Origin of the sequence: Actinomycetospora lutea (genome assembly GCF_028737205.1) — a bacterium.
GTDB classification, from domain to species: Bacteria; Actinomycetota; Actinomycetes; order Mycobacteriales; family Pseudonocardiaceae; genus Actinomycetospora; species Actinomycetospora lutea.
Map to the genome: position 1 here is coordinate 101,157 of NZ_JAQZAL010000017.1, position 17,018 is coordinate 118,174.

18 protein-coding genes are annotated in these 17,018 nt (G+C 75.6%); 14 read left to right on the forward strand and 4 right to left on the reverse strand.

The window, feature by feature from the left end:
* The first annotated feature begins 10 nt into the window (after positions 1-10).
* The 5 genes from PHK61_RS19260 (at position 11) to PHK61_RS19280 (ending at position 5,301) form a co-directional block, all read left to right on the forward strand.
* Complete coding sequence (locus tag PHK61_RS19260) at positions 11-838, forward strand: class II aldolase/adducin family protein (protein ID WP_274282624.1); 828 nt, start codon at positions 11-13, stop codon at positions 836-838.
* Positions 839-861: 23 nt separating this feature from the next.
* A complete protein-coding gene (locus PHK61_RS19265) occupies positions 862-1,716 on the forward strand; it encodes an amidohydrolase family protein (RefSeq protein WP_274282625.1) in 855 nt (284 codons plus the stop codon).
* Positions 1,717-1,807: 91 nt separating this feature from the next.
* Complete coding sequence (locus PHK61_RS19270; RefSeq protein WP_274282626.1) at positions 1,808-2,416, forward strand: TetR/AcrR family transcriptional regulator; 609 nt, start codon at positions 1,808-1,810, stop codon at positions 2,414-2,416.
* Complete coding sequence (locus PHK61_RS19275) at positions 2,413-3,909, forward strand: MFS transporter (RefSeq protein WP_274282627.1); 1,497 nt, start codon at positions 2,413-2,415, stop codon at positions 3,907-3,909. Before PHK61_RS19270 ends, PHK61_RS19275 begins: the two co-directional genes overlap by 4 nt.
* 9 nt (positions 3,910-3,918) lie before the next feature.
* A complete protein-coding gene (locus PHK61_RS19280) occupies positions 3,919-5,301 on the forward strand; it encodes an NAD-dependent succinate-semialdehyde dehydrogenase (RefSeq protein ID WP_274282628.1) in 1,383 nt (460 codons plus the stop codon).
* Position 5,302: 1 nt separating this feature from the next.
* On the opposite strand, the gene PHK61_RS19285 is transcribed toward PHK61_RS19280, so the two are convergent.
* A complete protein-coding gene (locus PHK61_RS19285) occupies positions 5,303-6,160 on the reverse strand; it encodes a PaaX family transcriptional regulator (protein ID WP_274282629.1) in 858 nt (285 codons plus the stop codon).
* A 49-nt stretch (positions 6,161-6,209) separates the two neighbouring features.
* On the opposite strand from PHK61_RS19285, the gene PHK61_RS19290 reads away from it, so the two are divergent.
* Positions 6,210-7,508 (forward strand): adenosylmethionine--8-amino-7-oxononanoate transaminase, encoded by a 1,299-nt coding sequence (locus PHK61_RS19290; protein WP_274282630.1) that lies wholly within the window; start codon positions 6,210-6,212, stop codon positions 7,506-7,508.
* Positions 7,509-7,571: 63 nt separating this feature from the next.
* Here the strand turns inward: PHK61_RS19290 and PHK61_RS19295 are convergent, their stop codons facing one another.
* Positions 7,572-8,666, reverse strand: coding sequence for a TIGR03617 family F420-dependent LLM class oxidoreductase (locus PHK61_RS19295; RefSeq protein ID WP_274282631.1), 1,095 nt, complete (start codon positions 8,664-8,666; stop codon positions 7,572-7,574).
* A gap of 23 nt (positions 8,667-8,689) precedes the next feature.
* Here PHK61_RS19295 and PHK61_RS19300 point away from each other — a divergent pair, with 23 nt between their 5' ends.
* From PHK61_RS19300 to PHK61_RS19335, 8 genes are all read left to right on the forward strand, one after another.
* Positions 8,690-9,841, forward strand: a complete 1,152-nt coding sequence (locus PHK61_RS19300) for an 8-amino-7-oxononanoate synthase (RefSeq protein WP_274282632.1) — start codon at positions 8,690-8,692, stop codon at positions 9,839-9,841.
* Between the two features lie 150 nt (positions 9,842-9,991).
* Positions 9,992-10,858: an STAS domain-containing protein gene (locus tag PHK61_RS19305; protein WP_274282633.1), complete on the forward strand. Its 867-nt coding sequence runs from the start codon at positions 9,992-9,994 to the stop codon at positions 10,856-10,858.
* Complete coding sequence (locus tag PHK61_RS19310) at positions 10,855-11,748, forward strand: ATP-binding protein (protein WP_274282634.1); 894 nt, start codon at positions 10,855-10,857, stop codon at positions 11,746-11,748. The genes PHK61_RS19305 and PHK61_RS19310 overlap by 4 nt, the downstream gene beginning before the upstream one ends.
* Before the next feature lie 22 nt (positions 11,749-11,770).
* Entirely contained in the window at positions 11,771-12,466 is a 696-nt protein-coding gene (gene bioD, locus PHK61_RS19315; protein ID WP_274282635.1) for a dethiobiotin synthase, read from the forward strand.
* Between the two features lie 66 nt (positions 12,467-12,532).
* Positions 12,533-13,579, forward strand: coding sequence for a biotin synthase BioB (gene bioB / locus PHK61_RS19320; RefSeq protein ID WP_274282636.1), 1,047 nt, complete (start codon positions 12,533-12,535; stop codon positions 13,577-13,579).
* Positions 13,576-13,818, forward strand: a complete 243-nt coding sequence (gene bsaP, locus PHK61_RS19325; RefSeq protein ID WP_274282637.1) for a biotin synthase auxiliary protein BsaP — start codon at positions 13,576-13,578, stop codon at positions 13,816-13,818. Before bioB ends, bsaP begins: the two co-directional genes overlap by 4 nt.
* A gap of 49 nt (positions 13,819-13,867) precedes the next feature.
* Entirely contained in the window at positions 13,868-14,473 is a 606-nt protein-coding gene (locus PHK61_RS19330; RefSeq protein ID WP_274282638.1) for a DUF2567 domain-containing protein, read from the forward strand.
* A complete protein-coding gene (locus PHK61_RS19335) occupies positions 14,470-15,543 on the forward strand; it encodes a M20 family metallopeptidase (RefSeq protein ID WP_274282639.1) in 1,074 nt (357 codons plus the stop codon). The genes PHK61_RS19330 and PHK61_RS19335 overlap by 4 nt, the downstream gene beginning before the upstream one ends.
* Here the strand turns inward: PHK61_RS19335 and PHK61_RS19340 are convergent.
* Together PHK61_RS19340 and PHK61_RS19345 are read right to left on the reverse strand one after the other, a co-directional pair.
* Positions 15,540-16,241: an LON peptidase substrate-binding domain-containing protein gene (locus PHK61_RS19340; protein WP_274282640.1), complete on the reverse strand. Its 702-nt coding sequence runs from the start codon at positions 16,239-16,241 to the stop codon at positions 15,540-15,542. The genes PHK61_RS19335 and PHK61_RS19340 overlap by 4 nt on opposite strands.
* 10 nt (positions 16,242-16,251) lie before the next feature.
* On the reverse strand, positions 16,252-16,995 hold the full coding sequence (locus PHK61_RS19345; RefSeq protein ID WP_274282641.1) for an NUDIX hydrolase: 744 nt from the start codon (positions 16,993-16,995) through the stop codon (positions 16,252-16,254).
* Between the last annotated feature and the right edge of the window lie 23 nt (positions 16,996-17,018).

A 17,018-nucleotide genomic window follows, 5' to 3' on the forward strand; every position in this document is an offset into this window, starting at 1 on the left:
CGGTCGGGAGATGGCCGCCCCCACGCAGGACACGCGCAGCTCCGACGACCAGATGCCGGCGTTCCGGCCCTCCCAGGAGGGCATCGTGATGCCGCAGCCGCCGACGTTCGCCACGAGCGCCGAGGAGCGCCTGCACCGCAAGCAGCAGCTCGCGGGCGCCTTCCGCATCTTCGGGCGCTTCGGGTTCGGCGAGGGCATCGCCGGCCACATCACGGTGCGCGACCCCGAGGATCCGCACATGTTCTGGGTCAACCCGTTCGGCATGAGCTTCCGGCACATCCGTGTGTCGGATCTGATCGCCGTGAACCACGAGGGCGACATCGTGCACGGCAACCGGCCGGTGAACCAGGCCGGCTTCGTCATCCACTCCGCGGTGCACCACGCCCACCCCGAGGTCGTGGCCGCCGCGCACGCCCACTCGGTGTACGGCAAGGCGTGGTCGTCGCTGGCCCGCCCGCTCGACCCGATCACCCAGGACGCGTGCACCCTCTACGAGAACCACGGCGTGGTCACCGAGGGGCGCGGCGCCGTCGTGCTCGACCCCGAGGTCGGACGCGCCCTGGCCACCGGGCTGACCGGACGCCGGATGGTGTTCCACCAGAACCACGGCATCTTCGCGGTCGGCGACACGGTGGCCGAGGCCGCGTGGTGGTTCATCAACACCGAGCGCAACTGCCAGGCGGCGTTGCTCGCCGAGGCGGCCGGCACGCCCACGCAGATCGACCACCAGAACGCCAAGTTCACCGCCGAGCAGACCGGCACGCCCTACGCCGGCTGGTTCTCCTACCAGCCGCTGTGGGACGAGGTCGTGCGCACCGACCCCGATCTGTTCGACTAGCACCCACCGGCGAAGATGGCGCCGTGATCGTCGACGCCCACGTCCACGTCGCCCACCTCGCGCGCCTCAAGGTGCCGTGGGAGCAGTGGATCGGGCCCGCGGGGACGGGTGAGGCGTGGTCGGCCTGCTACGACAGCGACGGCGCCGCGATCCCCGAGAAGGTCTCGGCGCTCTTCGCCGGCGCGGGGGTCGACCGCGTCCTGCTGTTCTGCGAGTACAGCCCGAAGGCCACCGGGTGGCAGACGATCGAGGACATGCTGCCGCTCGTCGACGCCGACGCCGAGCGGTTCCGGATCGTCGCCAACGTCAACCCGCACGTGCACCACCCGGTGGCCGCGGAGCTCGACCGCCAGCTCGACCTGGGCGCCGTGGCCCTCAAGGTGCACCCGGTGCACGCCGGGATCGCGCCCAACGACCCGCAGCTCTACCCGGCCTACGCGCGCTGCCTCGACCGCGGCGTCCCCGTGATCGTGCACACCGGCCCGTCGGTGTTCCCGGGCGCCACCGGCCGTCTCGGCGACCCCGTCCTCGTCGACGACGTCCTGCGCGACTTCCCGGGCCTGACGCTCGTGCTCGCCCACGGCGGGCGCGGCTGGAGCTACGAGGCCGCCGCCTCGCTGGCGCTGACCCGCGAGAACGTCTGGCTCGACCTCGCCGGCCTGCCGCCGCACAAGCTGCCCGTCTACTACGAGCGGTTCGGCTTCGAGCGCGTCGCGCGGAAGTCGGTGTTCGGCACCGACGCGCCGTCGGCCGATCCCGCCCGCAACATCGCCGCGATCCGGGAGCTCGGGCTCGGCGACGAGCTCACCGAGGGGCTGCTCGGCGGCCACGCCCTGCGCGTCTACCCCGGCCTGGTCGACCCGCCCACCCGCGCCTGAGGCTCCCGGACGCCCGTGCCGTGGGGTACCGTCAGGTCCGGGACCGATCGGTCCCGGACCACACGGTCCGCCGCCGGCACGAAGGAGCGTCGTGGCACGGACGCCCGCACCCGACACCCGCGACCGCATCCTGACCACCGCGTCGCGCCTGTTCTACGAGCACGGCGTGCGTGCCGTGGGCATGAACCAGGTCATCACCGAGGCCGGCACCGGCAAGAACCTGCTCTACTCGCACTTCCCGGCGAAGACCGACCTCGTGGCGGCCTACCTCGAGCGGGCCCGCGACATCCGCGCCGCGCAGGGCCGCCGCGCCCGCGAGGCCGCCGCCGACGACCCCCGCGCGCAGCTGCTCGCCCTCGTCGAGGAGGTCGCGACGACCACGGCCCGCCCGTGGTTCCGCGGGTGCGCATTCCGCAACTACCTCGCGGAGTTCCCCGACGACGCCGACCTCGGCGACGCGGACGGGCCCCCGACGCCCGCCGGGGTCGCCCGCGCCGTCCTCGAGGACACCCACCGCCAGCTCGCCGACCTCGTCGCGGCGCTCGGCGTCGCCGACCCCGAGCGCCTGACCGAGGAGCTCTGGCTGCTCGTCGACGGGCTCTACCTGCAGGCCGCCTACCGCGACCGCTGGGACGCCCACGTCGCGTCCGAGGCCGCGGTCGACCTGGCCCGCCGGCTCGTCGACGAGCGCCCGTCGTGAGCGCGAGCCCGCGCACCGTCCTGCTCATCACCTCGGCGGCGGCGTTCCTGTCGAGCCTCGACCTGTTCATCGTCAACCTGGCGTTCCCCGCCATCCGCGCCGACTTCCCGGGCAGCGACCTCGGTGCGCTCTCCTGGGTGCTCAACGGCTACACGGTGGTATTCGCCGCGTTCCTGGCCCTCGCGGGGCGCCTGGCCGACCGCGTCGGCCACCGGCGGGTGTTCCTCGTCGGGCTCGCGGTGTTCACGCTCGCGTCCGCGGCCTGCGCGGCCGCCCCGTCGGTGCCGCTGCTGGTGGCCGCGCGGGCGGTCCAGGCGCTCGGCGCGGCGCTGGTGACGCCGACCTCGCTGTCGCTGCTGCTCGCGGCGTTCCCCGCCGAGCGCCGCTCGCACGCCGTCGGCGCCTGGGCGTCGATCGGCGCCGTGGCCGCCGCCCTCGGGCCGCCGCTGGGCGGGCTGCTCGTCGAGGCGTCGTGGCACTGGGTCTTCCTCGTCAACGTGCCCGTCGGCGTCGTCGCGCTGGTCGCGGGGCTGCGGGCGCTGCCGGGAGACGCCGCGCGGCGGAGCTCGACCGGCGAGGACGCGGGGGTCGTGCCCCAGGACGCCGGCGTGCCCGACGTGCTAGGCGCGGTGGGCCTGGTCGTGGGGGTCGGCGCGCTGGCCTACGCGCTGGTCCGCGCCCCCGACCTGGGGTGGGCGTCGGTCCCGGTGCTCGCGGGCCTCGGCGTCGCGCTGCTCGGGCTCACCGGGGTGGTGTGGCGCTCGCGGCGTCACCCCGTGCCCGCGCTGGACCTCGCCGTCGTCCGCACCCCGGTCGTCGGGTACGCCGCGTTGACGATGATCGCCTTCACCACCGGGTTCGCCGGCATGCTCGTCGCCAACGTGCTGTTCCTGACCGGGACGTGGGGCTGGTCGGCACCGGTCGCCGGGCTCGCGCTGGCGGTGGGGCCCGCCGTGGTCGTCGGGGTGTCGCGGCTGTCGGGCCACCTCACGGGGCGGTTCGGCATCGGGCGCGTCGTCGTCGTGGGCGGGCTGGTGTTCGCCGCCGGCCCGACCTGGTGGGCGCTGTGGCTCGACGCGACCCCGGGCTACGCGGTGGGCATGCTGCCGGGCCAGATCGCCACCGGGCTCGGCGTCGGCCTGATCCTGCCCGCCCTGTCGTCGGTGGTCGGCGTGGCGCTCCCGGCCCACCGCTGGGGCACCGGCTCGTCGCTGATCACCACGGCGCGCCAGATCGGGTCGGTGCTCGGGGTGGCGCTGCTCGTGTCGGTGATCGGCACCCGCACGACCGGCCGGCCCGAGGAGCTCGGCCTGCTGCGGGCGGGCTGGGTGGCGCTGGCCCTGGCCGGTGTCCTGGCGGCGGCGTTCGCGGTCGCCCTCGCGCGGGCGGAGGCCGCCGCGCGGGCACGGCCGGTCCCGGAGCCGGAGCCGGAGCCGGAGCCGGAGCCGGTGGTCGCGTCGGACCCGGATTGCCCGGCCCGTCGGGCGGGGTAGACATCTCCCATGGCCATCGCAACGACGAACCCCGCGACCGGGGAGACCGTCAAGGAGTTCGACGCCCTCACCGAGGCGCAGCTGGAGGAGAAGCTCCAGCGCGCCTGGGATGCGTTCCAGAGCTACCGCGACACCACGTTCGAGCAGCGCGCCGGCTGGCTGCGGGCGGCGGCGGACATCTTCGACGCCGAGAACGAGCGCCTGGCCGAGCTCGCGACCCTCGAGATGGGCAAGACCTTCGCCGCGGCGAAGGCCGAGATCACCAAGTGCGCGCTGGGCTGCCGCTGGTACGCCGATCACGCCGCCGAGGACCTCGCCGACGTCGAGTGGCCGAAGCCGAAGACGGCCCCGGAGCACGCGCGCATCTTCACGCGCTACCAGCCGCTCGGGCCCGTGCTCGCCGTGATGCCGTGGAACTTCCCGTTCTGGCAGGTGCTGCGCTTCGCCGCGCCGGCGCTCATGGCCGGCAACGTGGGCCTGCTCAAGCACGCGTCGAACGTCCCGCAGGTGGCCCTGGCCATCGAGGACGTCCTCACGCGCGCCGGCTTCCCCGACGGCGCGTTCCAGACGCTGCTCGTCGGCTCCTCGGTGATCGAGGGGATCATCGACGACGACCGCGTCCGCGCCGTCACCCTCACCGGCAGCGAGCCCGCGGGCCGCGAGGTCGGCGCCCGCGCCGGGCAGAACGTCAAGACCAGCGTGCTCGAGCTCGGCGGCAGCGACCCGTTCATCGTCATGCCCTCGGTGGAGGACCTCGACGAGGTCGTCACCGCCGCGGTGTCGAGCCGCATGCTCAACAACGGGCAGTCCTGCATCAACGCCAAGCGGTTCATCGTCCACGAGCAGATCGCCGACGAGTTCACGCAGAAGCTGGTGGAGAAGATGGAGTCGCTGACGATGGGCGACCCCATGGACGAGGGCACCGACCTCGGCCCGATGTCGCAGGGCAACGGGGTCGACGACCTCGACGAGCAGGTGCAGGACTCGATCAAGTCGGGTGCCCGGCTGCTGACCGGCGGCGAGCGCGTCGACCGGCCCGGCAACTGGTACCCGGCGACGGTGCTGACCGACATCCCGAAGGAGGCCCGCGCCTACCGCGAGGAGCTCTTCGGCCCCGTGGCGCTGGTGTTCCGCGCGAGCGACGCCGACGACGCGATCCGCATCGCCAACGACTCGGACTTCGGGCTGGGCGGCAGCGCCTGGACCGCCGACGAGGACGAGAAGATCAAGTTCGCCACCCAGGTCGAGTCCGGCATGGTCTACATCAACAAGATCACCGAGTCGACGCCCGAGGTGCCGTTCGGCGGCGCGAAGAACTCCGGCTACGGGCGCGAGCTCGCGAGCTTCGGGCCGCAGTCGTTCGTCAACGCGAAGACGATCTGGATCCAGTAGCTCACAGGCCGAGGGCGGTCGCGGCGCGGCGCGTCGCGTCCGCCCAGGCCGTGTGCCGGCCGTGGAAGACCTCCGCGGCCCGGTGCCCGATCCACGGTGCGGGCAGCAGCGCGTCGGGCAGGCCCGGGTCGAGGAACGGGAAGCGGCGCCACGCGTCGACCAGGCGGATCTGCGCCGCGAGCACCGCGGCGTCGTCGACGGGCGCGAGGTCGGCGAAGGCGCCGACGAACTCCTCGTAGCGCGCCTCGAGGTCGCCCAGGTCCCACGCCCGGGCCGCGAGCTCGACCGCGCTCAGCCCGCCGTGGTACTCGCCGGTGACGACGTGGGCGTCGGTCGGCCCGTTCTCGGCGAGGACCTCGCGCACCTCGTCGAGGCGATCCGTGTCGGGGGAGACCCACATGCCCGCGGCGGGCGAGCCGAGCCCCGCCCACGCGAGGCGGGTGCGCAGCCGGTGGCGCCGCGCGCGCTGCTGCTCGGGGACGCTCGCGACGACGACGAGCCAGCGCCCGTCCCAGGCCGCCCGCGCCCGGCCGTGCGCGTAGATGCGCGCCGCGCCCTCGGTCAGCAGGTCGCGGCCCCAGGGCGTCAGGTCCCAGCGCACGCGCCGCCCGACCCGCTCGGAGACGAGCATGCCGTCGGCCGCGGTGCGGGCCAGCGCCTGGCGGGCCGACTTCTCCTCGACGCCGACGAGCCCGAGCACGTCGACGACCGTCTGGGTCCACACCGGCTCGCCGCCGGGCAGCACGACCTCGCCGAGCACGGTGACGAGCAGCGAGCGCGCGCTGGTGGCCGCGACCTCGCGCCGCCGCGAGAACGGGTCCGGCCTCGCGTCGGGGGCGCTCTCGTCGGCGGTGGACATCACCGGTGATCCTAGGGCTCGCGACGGCCCACGCCGTTACGGTGCGCGGATGACGTTCCCGGCGGCCACCGAGCAGTCCCTGCGCGACCGGGACCGCGCGCACGTCTGGCACCCCTACGGCCCCATGCCCGGGCGGAGCGACCCGCTCGTCGTGCGCTCGGCGCAGGGGGTGCGGCTCACCCTCGACGACGGCCGCGAGCTCGTGGACGGGATGTCGTCGTGGTGGGCGGCGGTGCACGGCTACCGGCACCCCGCCCTCGACGACGCCGTCGCCCGCGCCACCGGCGCGATGAGCCACGTCATGTTCGGCGGGCTCACCCACGACCCGGCGGTGGCGCTGGCCGAGCGGCTCGTCGCGCTGACGCCCGAGCCGCTGCAGCACGTGTTCCTCGCCGACTCCGGGTCGGTGTCGATCGAGGTCGCGCTGAAGATGTGCCTGCAGTACCAGCGGGCCCGGGGCCGGCCGGGCCGCACGCGGATGATGACCTGGCGCGGCGGCTACCACGGCGACACCTTCGGCGCGATGAGCGTGTGCGACCCCGATGGCGGGATGCACGCCGCGTGGACCGGGTTCCTGCCGCAGCAGGTGTTCGCCGACCGGCCCCCGTCCGCCGGAGAGGACGGCACCGTCGATCCCGGCTACGACGAGCACCTGCGGGCGGTGGCCGACGCGCACGCCGGCGAGGTCGCGGGCATCGTCGTCGAGCCCGTCGTGCAGGGCGCGGGCGGGATGCGCTTCCACGACCCGCGGCACCTGCGCACCCTGCGCGAGATCGCCGACGCCCACGACCTCGTGCTCGTGTTCGACGAGATCGCCACCGGGTTCGGGCGCACCGGCACGCTCTTCGCCGCCGAGCAGGCGGGGGTGTCGCCGGACGTGATGTGCCTCGGCAAGGCGCTGACCGGCGGCTACCTCACGGCGGCCGCGGCCCTGTGCACGCCGGCGGTGGCGACGGCGATCAGCGAGGGCGAGGCCGGCGGGCTCATGCACGGGCCGACGTTCATGGCCAACCCCCTCGCGGCGACCGTGGCGGCGGCGAGCATCGACGAGCTGCTGCGCCGCGACTGGGCCGGCGAGGTCGCGGCGCTCGGGGCGGGGCTGCGCGAGGGGCTGGCGCCGGCGCGCGCGGTCGAGGGTGTGCTCGACGTGCGCGTGCTCGGCGGGATCGGCGTGATCCAGCTCGACCACCCCGTCGACGTCCCCGCGGCGCAGGCCGCCGCCGAGGCGCACGGGGTGTGGCTGCGCCCGTTCCGGGACCTCGTCTACGCGATGCCGCCGTACGTGACGCCGGCCGAGGACGTCCGGCGGATCGGGGCGGCGATGGTCGCCGCGGCCGGTGCCGGGTGACCGCGGTCGACCCGGTCTGAGTCCGTCGTGAGCGAACTTCGGGGCTATGGCCCCGACGTCCGCTCACATGCCGCGGATGGTCGAGCGGGCCGGGGTGTCGTCGGCGGTCTGGATGGTCGCGGCGAGCGCGCGCAGGGTCTCGCGGTCGGCGTCGTCGCGGACGGCGATCGAGAACTCGACGTCGGTGACCACGTGGCCGAAGCGCTCCAGCAGCCGCTCGCCGATGACGTCGTACGTGCCGATCACCGCGAACCGGTCGAGGGTCTCGTCGTCGATCATCTCCGGGAGCTCCTCCCAGCGCTGGGCCTTGGAGAGCTCCTTCGCCTCGTCCACGAGGTCGGACAGGCCCAGGTGGTCGAACGCCGCGCGGTACCCCGGGGTCGAGGCGTAGAAGGCGATCCGGGCGCGGGCGTCGCGGACCTTCACCGCCAGCTCCTCCTCGGTCCGCGCCGAGGCCACCAGCGGCTTCATCGCGACCCGGAAGCCGTCGAGCGAGCGCCCGCCGCGCGCAGCGCCGCGCCGGACCGCGGGCAGCATCACCTCGCGGATGTACGACGGTGTGCACACCGGGTGGGGTCGCACACCGTCGGCGACCTCGCCGGCCACCGCGCACATGTTGGTGTTGACCGCCGCCAGGTGCACCGGGATGTCCGGGTGCTCGATCGGCCCGGCGTCGAACAGCGGCACCATGAGGTCGAGGTGGTAGCGCTCGCCGTGGTGGGCCAGGGGTGCGCCGGTCTGCCACGTCGTCCACACCGCGCGCATCGCCTGCACGTACTCGCGCATCCACGGCGCGGGCGGCGACCACTCGATGCCGTAGCGGCGCCGGATGTGCCCGCGCACCTGCGTGCCCATCCCGAGCGTGAACCGCCCGCCCGAGAGCTTCTGCAGCGTCCAGGCCTGCAGCGCCATCACCGTGGGGCTGCGCGGGAACGCGATCGCCACCGCGGTGCCCAGCCGCAGGGTGCGCGTGGCGGCCGCGGCGAGCGTGAGGACGGCGAACGGGTCGTCCTTGGTCTCCTCGACCGCCATGCCGCCGTAGCCGATCTCCTCGAGCAGCGCGGCGTTCGCGGCCACCGCACGCAGATCCAGCGGGGTGTCCGGCGTCCGCAGCCCCGGGTCGACCTTGCCCAGCGGCAGCAGCGTCTCGAGGCGCATGCGGTCACCGTAGGGTGGCCGCCGTGAGCTGGCTCGGTGCGTGGCTGGAGGAGACGGCGGCGGCGCGCGCCGGGGCGGGCCTGCGCCGGACGCTGCGCCCGCGCGAGGCCGCCGACCCCGTGGTCGACCTCGCCTCCAACGACTACCTCGGCCTCGCCCGCGACCCGCGCGTCGTCGAGGCCGGCGCGGCCGCGCTGCGCACGTGGGGTGCCGGGTCGACCGGATCGCGGCTGGTCACGGGCTCGACGCGGCTGCACGGCGAGCTCGAGGACGCCCTCGCCGACTTCACCGGCAGCCCGGCGGCGCTGGTGTTCTCCTCGGGCTACACCGCCAACCTCGGCGCGGTCACCGCGCTCAGCGGCCGCGGCGCGCTGGTGGTCTCCGACGTCGCCGCGCACGCCTCGCTCGTCGACGCCGCCCGGCTCTCGCGCGCCCGCGTCGAGGTGGCCCGCTGCACCGACCCCGCGGCCGTCGACCGGGTGCTCACGGCGCGCGACGAGCCCCGCGCCGTGGTGGTCGTCGACGGCGTGGACAGCGTCGACGGGGGGATCGCCCCGCTCGCCGAGCTGCACGCCGTCTGCCGGGCCCGCGACGCCGTCCTGATCGTCGACGACGCCCACGGCCTGGGCGTCCGCGGCCCCGGCGGGAGCGGGACGCTCGTCGAGTCCGGGCTCGCCGGCGCGCCCGACGTCGTGCTCACCGCGACGCTGTCCAAGTCGCTCGGCGCCCAGGGCGGCGTGGTGCTCGGCGACCGCGCGGTCATCGAGCACCTCGTGGACACCGCCCGGCCCTTCATCTTCGACACCGGGCTCGCCCCGGCCGCCGCGGGCGCCGCGCTGGCCGCCCTCGGGATCGTCCGTGCCGAGCCCGAGCGGGTCGCGGCGCTGCACGCGGCGGCCGCGACCGTGGCCGCGTCGGCGCGCGCCGCCGCCCCCGCCCTGGACGTGCCGGCGCCCACCGCGGCGATGGTGCCCGTGGTGCTCGGCGATCCGGAGGTCGCCGTCGCCGCCGCCGCGGCGTGCGCCGAGCACGGCCTGCGCGCCGGCTGCTTCCGCCCGCCCTCGGTGCCGCCGGGCACGTCACGCCTGCGGCTCACCGCGCGCGCCGATCTGACCGCCGACGACCTCGCGCTCGTCGACCAGGTGCTGCACAAGGTGCTCTCCCACGTCCGCTAGCCGGCGACCCTCGGGCCGGTACGTCCGCCCGGTCGCGCGTGACTAGGCCGAATCACCCAGCGTGGAACGCGTGGTCACGCAGGGTGTCATCGCGGTACCGTTCGGGTACTGGAGTCGGAGCCGACGAGCGCGCGACCGGGGGAGGACAGCGTGACCGCGTTGCTGCGCCCCGGGCGCGAACCCTCGCAGCACACGTTGCTCGTCTCCGACGCCGTCGACCAGGGCCGGCGGGGCGCGGCGTCCTGGGTGGAGCAGGAGCTCTCCCTCGGCTCGAAGGTCTACTACAAGGGCTGGCTGCCCGACGGCGGACGCCGTGACGGGCACTGGCTCACCGGCCCGAGCGGCCCGCGCGGCGCCCGCGACGCCCTGACCACCGGGCAGCTCGAGTTCCTCGACTTCCCGACCCTGGTCGAACGCTCCGGCGCGACGTCCGACGGCGTCCTCGCGGTGTACCGCGGCGAGGTCGAGCGCGCCCTCGACGAGCTGTGGCCCACCGTGGCCATGACCCAGGAGAGCCCCGAGCTCCCGATGGCCGACGACGCCCGCCTGGTCTCGGAGTACGCCCGCTGGGAGGCGGGCTTCGACGACCTCACCCACCGGTGGCCGGTCCGGATGCTCTGCCAGCTCTGCGTGGCCGCCGAGAGCGAGCGCGCGGTGTGGGAGACCGTCGCCGTGCACCACCGCGACGTCGTCGACGGCTTCTGGTCGGCCACCGCGGACGACGGGCACTGGCAGCCGCGCGGCGACCTCGACGCGCACGTCGCCCGCCGCTTCGGGGCCGCGGTGCACGGCGCCCTGCGCACGGCCCGCGAGGGCGAGCACGGCCCCGACCTGCACCTCGACCTCTCGGGCGTCGACTTCATGGACGTCGCCTGCGCCGAGATCCTCATGCTCGCCGCCCGCTCCGCGCCCGTCGACCAGCACGTGGTGCTCCACGGCGGCCCGCGGTTCCTGCGGCGGCTGTTCGACGCGGTCGGGCGCCCGCCGTCGGTCCGCGAGAGCGAGGACGCGCCGTGACGGGCGGTCTGGTCCAGCCCGGCCTGGTCCATCTGGGGCTGCTCTTCGACGGCCCCGACGACCTGGTCGCGAGCGCGCTGCCCACGCTCCGCAGCGCCCTCGACGGCGGCGACGAGATCCTGGTGGCCGCCGACCGCGCCGTCGTGCGCCGCCTGCGCGAGGCCTTCGGGTCCGAGGCCCGCCGGATCACCTTCCCGCCGCCGACGTCGCTGGTCCGGTCCACGGAGCCCGACTTCCTCGCCGCCGTGCGCGGCTGGGTCCGTCCCGGCCGGCGGACCACGGTGCTCGGCCAGTACCTGCCGACGATGTCCGCCCGTGACTGCGCCTTCGGCGAGGACGCGGTGGGTGTCGTCCGTAGCGACCTGCCGCTGACGCTGATCTGCTGCTGTCGCCGCGACCTCCACCCCGACCTGGTCGCCGTCCTGGAGCGCACCCACCCGCAGATGGCCACGGCGATCGGCGTCGTCGACAACCCCGGGCACCGCGCCCCCGCGACGGCGAGCCCGACGCCCGCGGCCCTGTGGGGCGAGGTCGCCGCCCGGGTCGGGGTCGACGGCCTCGCCGACCTCGCCGCGCTGCGCCGCTGCGTGGCCGCGGTCGCGGCACGCGCCGGCCTGGAGGGCGACGCCGTGCGCGCCGCCGTACTCGCCGTCCACGAGGCCGCGGTGCTCGCCGTGCGCCGGGGCGAGCCCGACCACGCCCACCTCACCCTCGAGGTCCGCGCACAGCCGGGGCAGGCGGTGTTCTCCGAACTGACCGGGCCGCACGGCATCCCGGTCCGACCGGGCCCGAGCGGCGACCCCCTCGCGCACCTGCGCCCGTTCTGCGCCCGCGCCGCGGTCCACGACGAGGCCGAGCGCCGGGCGGTCCGGGTCCTCTCCACGGTCTGAGGCGCGGCTACCGTCCTGCACCGTGCGGACCCTGATCGTCACCGGCACCGGGACCGACGTCGGCAAGACGGTGGTGGTCGCCGCCGTCGCCGCCCTGGCGCGGGCGGCGGGCGAGCGCGTCGCCGTGGTCAAGCCGGCCCAGACCGGCGTCGCCCCCGGCGAGGACGGCGACCTCGCCGCGGTCGTGCGCCTCGCCGGTGACGTCGACACCCGCGAGCTCGCCCGCTTCCCCGAGCCGCTCGCGCCCGCGACCGCGGCCCGGCGGGCGGGGGCGACGCCGGTGATGGCCGCGCAGGTGGTCGAGGCCGTCCGGGCGCTCGACGCCGACCTCGTGATCGTCGAGGGCGCCGGCGGGCTGCTGGTCCGGCTGAACGATCTGGGCGAGACCCTCGCCGACGTCGCCGCCGGCCTCGCCGCGCCGGTGGTGCTGGTCGCCAGCGCGGGCCTGGGCGTGCTCAACACCGCCGCCCTGACCGCCGAGGCGCTGGCCCGACGCGGGCTGGCGCTGGCCGGGACGGTCGTGGGCGCCTACCCCGAGCACCCCGACCTCGCCGAGCGGACCAACCTCGCCGACCTGCCGGCGGTCACCGGGGCCCCGCTGCTCGGTGTCCTGCCCGCCGGGCTCGGGGCGGCGACGCCGGAGCGGGTCCTCGAGGCCGCGCGGTGTGGCCTGGGTCCCCTCCTCGGCGGTGGGTGGTCCCCGGATCGCACACCGTGAGGCACACTGCGGCGAGCCCGACAGTGCACGACCGAGTCCGACGAACCCCGACGAAGGGAGCCGTGCGTGACGGCCGTCGATCCCAGCAGCACCGCCGAGGACACGGCGCAGGCCGCGGGCGGCGACATCCTCGCCGTGGCCCGCGAGCAGGTGCTCGAGCGCGGGGAGGGCCTGTCGCAGGAGCAGGTCCTGGCCGTCCTGCAGCTGCCCACCGACCGCCTGCACGAGGCGCTCGCGCTGGCCCACGAGGTGCGGATGCGCCACTGCGGCCCCGAGGTCGAGGTGGAGGGCATCGTCTCGCTCAAGACCGGCGGCTGCCCGGAGGACTGCCACTTCTGCTCGCAGTCGGGGCTCTTCGAGTCGCCGGTGCGCGCGGCGTGGCTCGACGTCGACCGGCTGGTCGAGGCGGCGAAGCAGACCGCGAAGACCGGCGCGACGGAGTTCTGCATCGTCGCCGCGGTGCGCGGGCCGGACGCGAAGCTCATGGAGCAGGTGCGCGCCGGCATCGCCGCGATCCGCGCCGAGGTCGACATCAACGTCGCCTGCTCGCTGGGGATGCTGACCCAGGAGCAGGTCGACGAGCTCGCCGCGATGGGCGTGCACCGCTACAACCACAACCTCGAGACCGCCCGGTCGCACTTCCCCGAGGTCGTCACCACGCACTCCTGGGAGGAGCGCTGGGAGACCCTGCAGATGGTGCGCGCGGCCGGCATGGAGGTGTGCTGCGGCGGCATCGTCGGCATGGGGGAGACCCTCGACCAGCGCGCGGAGTTCGCGGTGCAGCTCGCCGAGCTCGAGCCCGACGAGGTCCCGCTCAACTTCCTGATCCCGAACCCGGGCACCCCGTTCGCGCACCTCGAGGTGCCCCAGGGCGCCGACGCGCTGAGGACGGTGGCCGCGTTCCGGCTCGCGCTGCCGCGCACCGTGCTGCGCTTCGCCGGCGGGCGTGAGCTGACGCTCGGCGACCTCGGCGCGGAGCAGGGGATGCTCGGCGGGGTCAACGCGATCATCGTCGGCAACTACCTGACCAACCTCGGGCGCCCGGCCGAGCAGGACCTCGACATGCTCGAGTCCCTCAAGATGCCGATCAAGGCCCTGAACGACACGTTGTGAGCGCCGTCGTGGAGCCGCCCGCCGGCACCGCCGGTGTCGACCGGCCGTACTGCGCCTGGTGCGGCGCCGCCCGCGCGCAGGGCGACCACGCCGCCTGCGACCGCCGGCTCGCCACCGTCGACCCGCCGCGGCACTGCCCGCTCTGCGCGCGGCGGATGGTCGTGCAGGTCGACCCGATGGGCTGGACGGCGCGGTGCAGCCGGCACGGCGAGTCGGCCGGGACGAACGGGTTCGCATGACCGGGAGACGGAGCGTCCGGGGGAGCACGCCGACAGGGGAGCTCGACCGATGAGTACCGCGCTCGACGAGGACTTCCTGCCCACCGAGCCGGAGGGCCGGCTGACGCGCGACGAGCTGCGCGGCGACGTCCCCGCAGCGCTGCGCCTCGCGGCGATCCTGACCGTCGTCGGGCTCCCGCTCGGGGCGCTGTGGGGGTTGCTCGCGCCCGACGTGCACGTCGTCGCCCTGCCCGGGGCGGGCACCGGCTCCCCGGCGGGCGAGGCGGACCACGCGTTCGACGCGGTGGCGATCTTCGCGCTGATGGTCGCCGCGTACGGCGTGATCGCCGGCGCCGTCGCGTGGCGGCGCCGGCACCGTCGCGGGCCGGTGGTGCTCGTCGCGCTCGTGCTCGGGTCGGTGGTCGGCGCGTTCCTCGCGGGACGGGTCGGGGCGCTGTTCGCGTGGTCGGCGTCGCCGGTGCCGGTCCTCGTCGACCCGGCCGCGATCGGCACCAGCGGGGCGCCGGGCGCGCCGGTGCCCGCGGTGCTGACGAGCGTGCCGGCGTCGCCCGGACCATGGTGGGTGGTGCTCGTCGCCGGGCTCGGGGCGGCGCTGACGTACGTGCTCGCCGCGATCGTCGACGGGCACGAGGACATGGGGAGGGACCCCGCATGACCACCTCGGTGAACGCTCTCGACCTGGCGGGCGAGCTGGTCCGCCTCGACACCCGCGGCGGCGGGGAACGGGTCGCGGCGGACCTGCTCGCGGACCGCCTCGAGGACGCGGGCCTGGTCGTGGCCGTCCACGAGACGCGGCCCGGCCGCGCGAACCTCGTGGCGCACCACGGCGACGCCACGCCGGTGACGTTGACCGGCCACCTCGACACCGTGCCCGCCGACGAGACGGTGTGGTCGTTCGACCCGCTCGCGGGCGACGTCGTCGACGGTCGGCTGCGCGGGCGGGGCGCGAGCGACATGAAGGCCGGCGTCGCCGCCGCGGTCGTCGCGGCCGCCGAGCACGTGCGCGGCGGCGGGACCGGCGTGCAGGTGGTGCTGACGTTCGGCGAGGAGACCGGCTGCGAGGGCGCCCGCGAGATCCCGGCCGACGCGCTGCGCCCGTCCGGCACGCTGCTCGTCGCCGAGCCCACCAACAACCGCGTCGTGCTGGGCCACAAGGGCGTGCTGTGGCTCGTGCTGCACGCGACGGGGATCCCGGCGCACGGGTCGCGCCCCGACCTCGGGCACAACGCGCTCGTCGACCTGGCCCGCGCCGCGGTGCGCATCCACGAGCACGACGCCTGGCCGACCAGCCCGACCCACGGCGCGACCACCGCCAACGTCGGGATGATGCGCGCGGGTGTCCAGCCCAACGTCGTCCCCGACCGCGCGGCGCTGACCGTCGACCTGCGCCTGGTGCCCGGTGACACCGCCGACGCCGCCGAGGCCACGGTCGTCGACCTGGCCGGGGTGGACGTGGAGACCGAGCGCCTCGTCGAGCTCCCGCTGATCGACACCGACCCGGGCCGGGTGGCCCGCGCGGTCGAGCTGCTCGGCGGGGGCGAGCCCCGCTACGCGACCTACTTCACCGACGCGAGCGTGCTCGCCGGGGCCCTCGGCGGCGCGGACACCATCGTCTGCGGACCCGGCGAGCCCGACCAGTGCCACGTCACCGACGAGTGGGCGCCGGCCGACCTGGTCGACCCCGCCGCCGAGGCCTATCGCCGGGTGCTGGCCGAGTACACCTAGTTCAGGCTGTGCTCGACCGCGAACTTCGCGGCGGGCGCCCACACCGCGCGCAGCTCGTCGAGCAGCACGGCCTCGCGGGTCATCGACTGGCGCACGAGCTGCAGGCGCTTGATCGGGCAGGTCTGCTCGAGCAGCTCCTGGCGGTCGGCGAGGGGCAGCAGGCAGTCGCCCGCGAGGATGTGGGCGAGCTCGGGGTCGGCGACGTCGGGTGCCGGCTCCTCCGCGAGCTCCGCGGGCAGCTCCCCGTCGCCGCCGCCCTGCTGGCGCCAGGCCGTGGTGCAGTAGCGGCGGTGGGCGGCGCGGGCGGCCATCGCGAGCGGGGCGAGGTCGTGGCCCTCGCCGTCCTCGTCGTCGGGCACCCACTCGACGTTGGCCACGAGGTAGGGCGCGGCGGAGTCGTCGACCTCGAGGAGGCGGAAGCGCCGGTCGCCGGTGGTCTGGATGTCGAAGCGGCCGTCGGGCAGCCGGCGGACCTCGCGCAGCGTCGCCGTGCAGCCCACGTCGTGCAGGCCGTCGCGCCCGTCGTCGGGGCTCCAGCCCTCGCGCACCGCGACCACCCCGAACTGCTTGCCGGGCAGCGTGCCGGTGACCAGGTCGATCGTCAGCTGGCGGTAGCGCGGCTCGAAGATGTGCAGTGGTAGCGACGCACCCGGGAGCAGGACGGTCCCCAACGGGAACAGGGGCAGCGTCTCGACCACGACGCCCACGCTACGACCCCGGGCGCGTCGCCGCCGGGTGGGTCTCGCCGGCGGGCTCACCGGGTGGTCGCAGCGCGGCGAACGGATCGGTCACGCGCAGTCCGTGTTCCGAGAACCGGAAGACCGCGGCCGGGCGACCCCCGGCGGGTCCCGGGGCGGCGGTCTCGCCGGTGGGGACCAGGACGCCGCGCCGGGTCAGGACGCGCTGCAGGTTGGTCGCCGACACCCGGTGCCCGAGCGCGGCGGCGTAGAGATCGCGCAGCTCGGAGACGGTGAACGCGGTCGGCGCGAGCGCGAAGCCGATGTTGGTGTACGAGAGCTTCGCGCGCAGCCGGTCGAGGCCGGCGCGGGTGATGGCGCCGTGGTCGAAGGCGGTCTCGGGGAGGCGGTCGACCCGGTGCCAGGCGGTGTCGTCGGGGACCGCGGGGTCGGCGTCGGTGGGGACGAGCCCGAGGAACGCGGTGGCGATCCGGCGCGGGGGCGGCCCGCGATGGGGGTCGGAGAACACACCGAGCTGCTCGACGTGCGCGACCTCGCCCAGGTCGACCTTCTCGGCGAGGTGCCGGCGCACCGAGCCCTCGACGTCCTCGTCCGGCCCGAGGCGCCCGCCCGGGAGGGCCCAACGCCCGGCGTGCGGCTCCCGGGCGCGCTGCCAGAGCAGCACGCTGGGCACGGCCTCGGTGATCCGCAGGACGACGGCGAGCACGTCGTGCGCGTACGTCCCCGCCGCCTCACCGACGTCCCCGCCCTCCACGGAGCGTGATCGTAGACCGGTCA

Coding starts and splice junctions, on each gene's coding strand:
- PHK61_RS19280 (WP_274282628.1), top strand. CDS start 3,919: ATGGCCATCGCAACGACGAACCCCGCGACCGGGGAGACCGTCAAGGAG.
- PHK61_RS19290 (WP_274282630.1), top strand. CDS start 6,210: ATGACGTTCCCGGCGGCCACCGAGCAGTCCCTGCGCGACCGGGACCGC.
- PHK61_RS19260 (WP_274282624.1), top strand. CDS start 11: ATGGCCGCCCCCACGCAGGACACGCGCAGCTCCGACGACCAGATGCCG.
- PHK61_RS19285 (WP_274282629.1), bottom strand. CDS start 6,160: ATGTCCACCGCCGACGAGAGCGCCCCCGACGCGAGGCCGGACCCGTTC.
- PHK61_RS19330 (WP_274282638.1), top strand. CDS start 13,868: ATGAGTACCGCGCTCGACGAGGACTTCCTGCCCACCGAGCCGGAGGGC.
- PHK61_RS19295 (WP_274282631.1), bottom strand. CDS start 8,666: ATGCGCCTCGAGACGCTGCTGCCGCTGGGCAAGGTCGACCCGGGGCTG.
- PHK61_RS19335 (WP_274282639.1), top strand. CDS start 14,470: ATGACCACCTCGGTGAACGCTCTCGACCTGGCGGGCGAGCTGGTCCGC.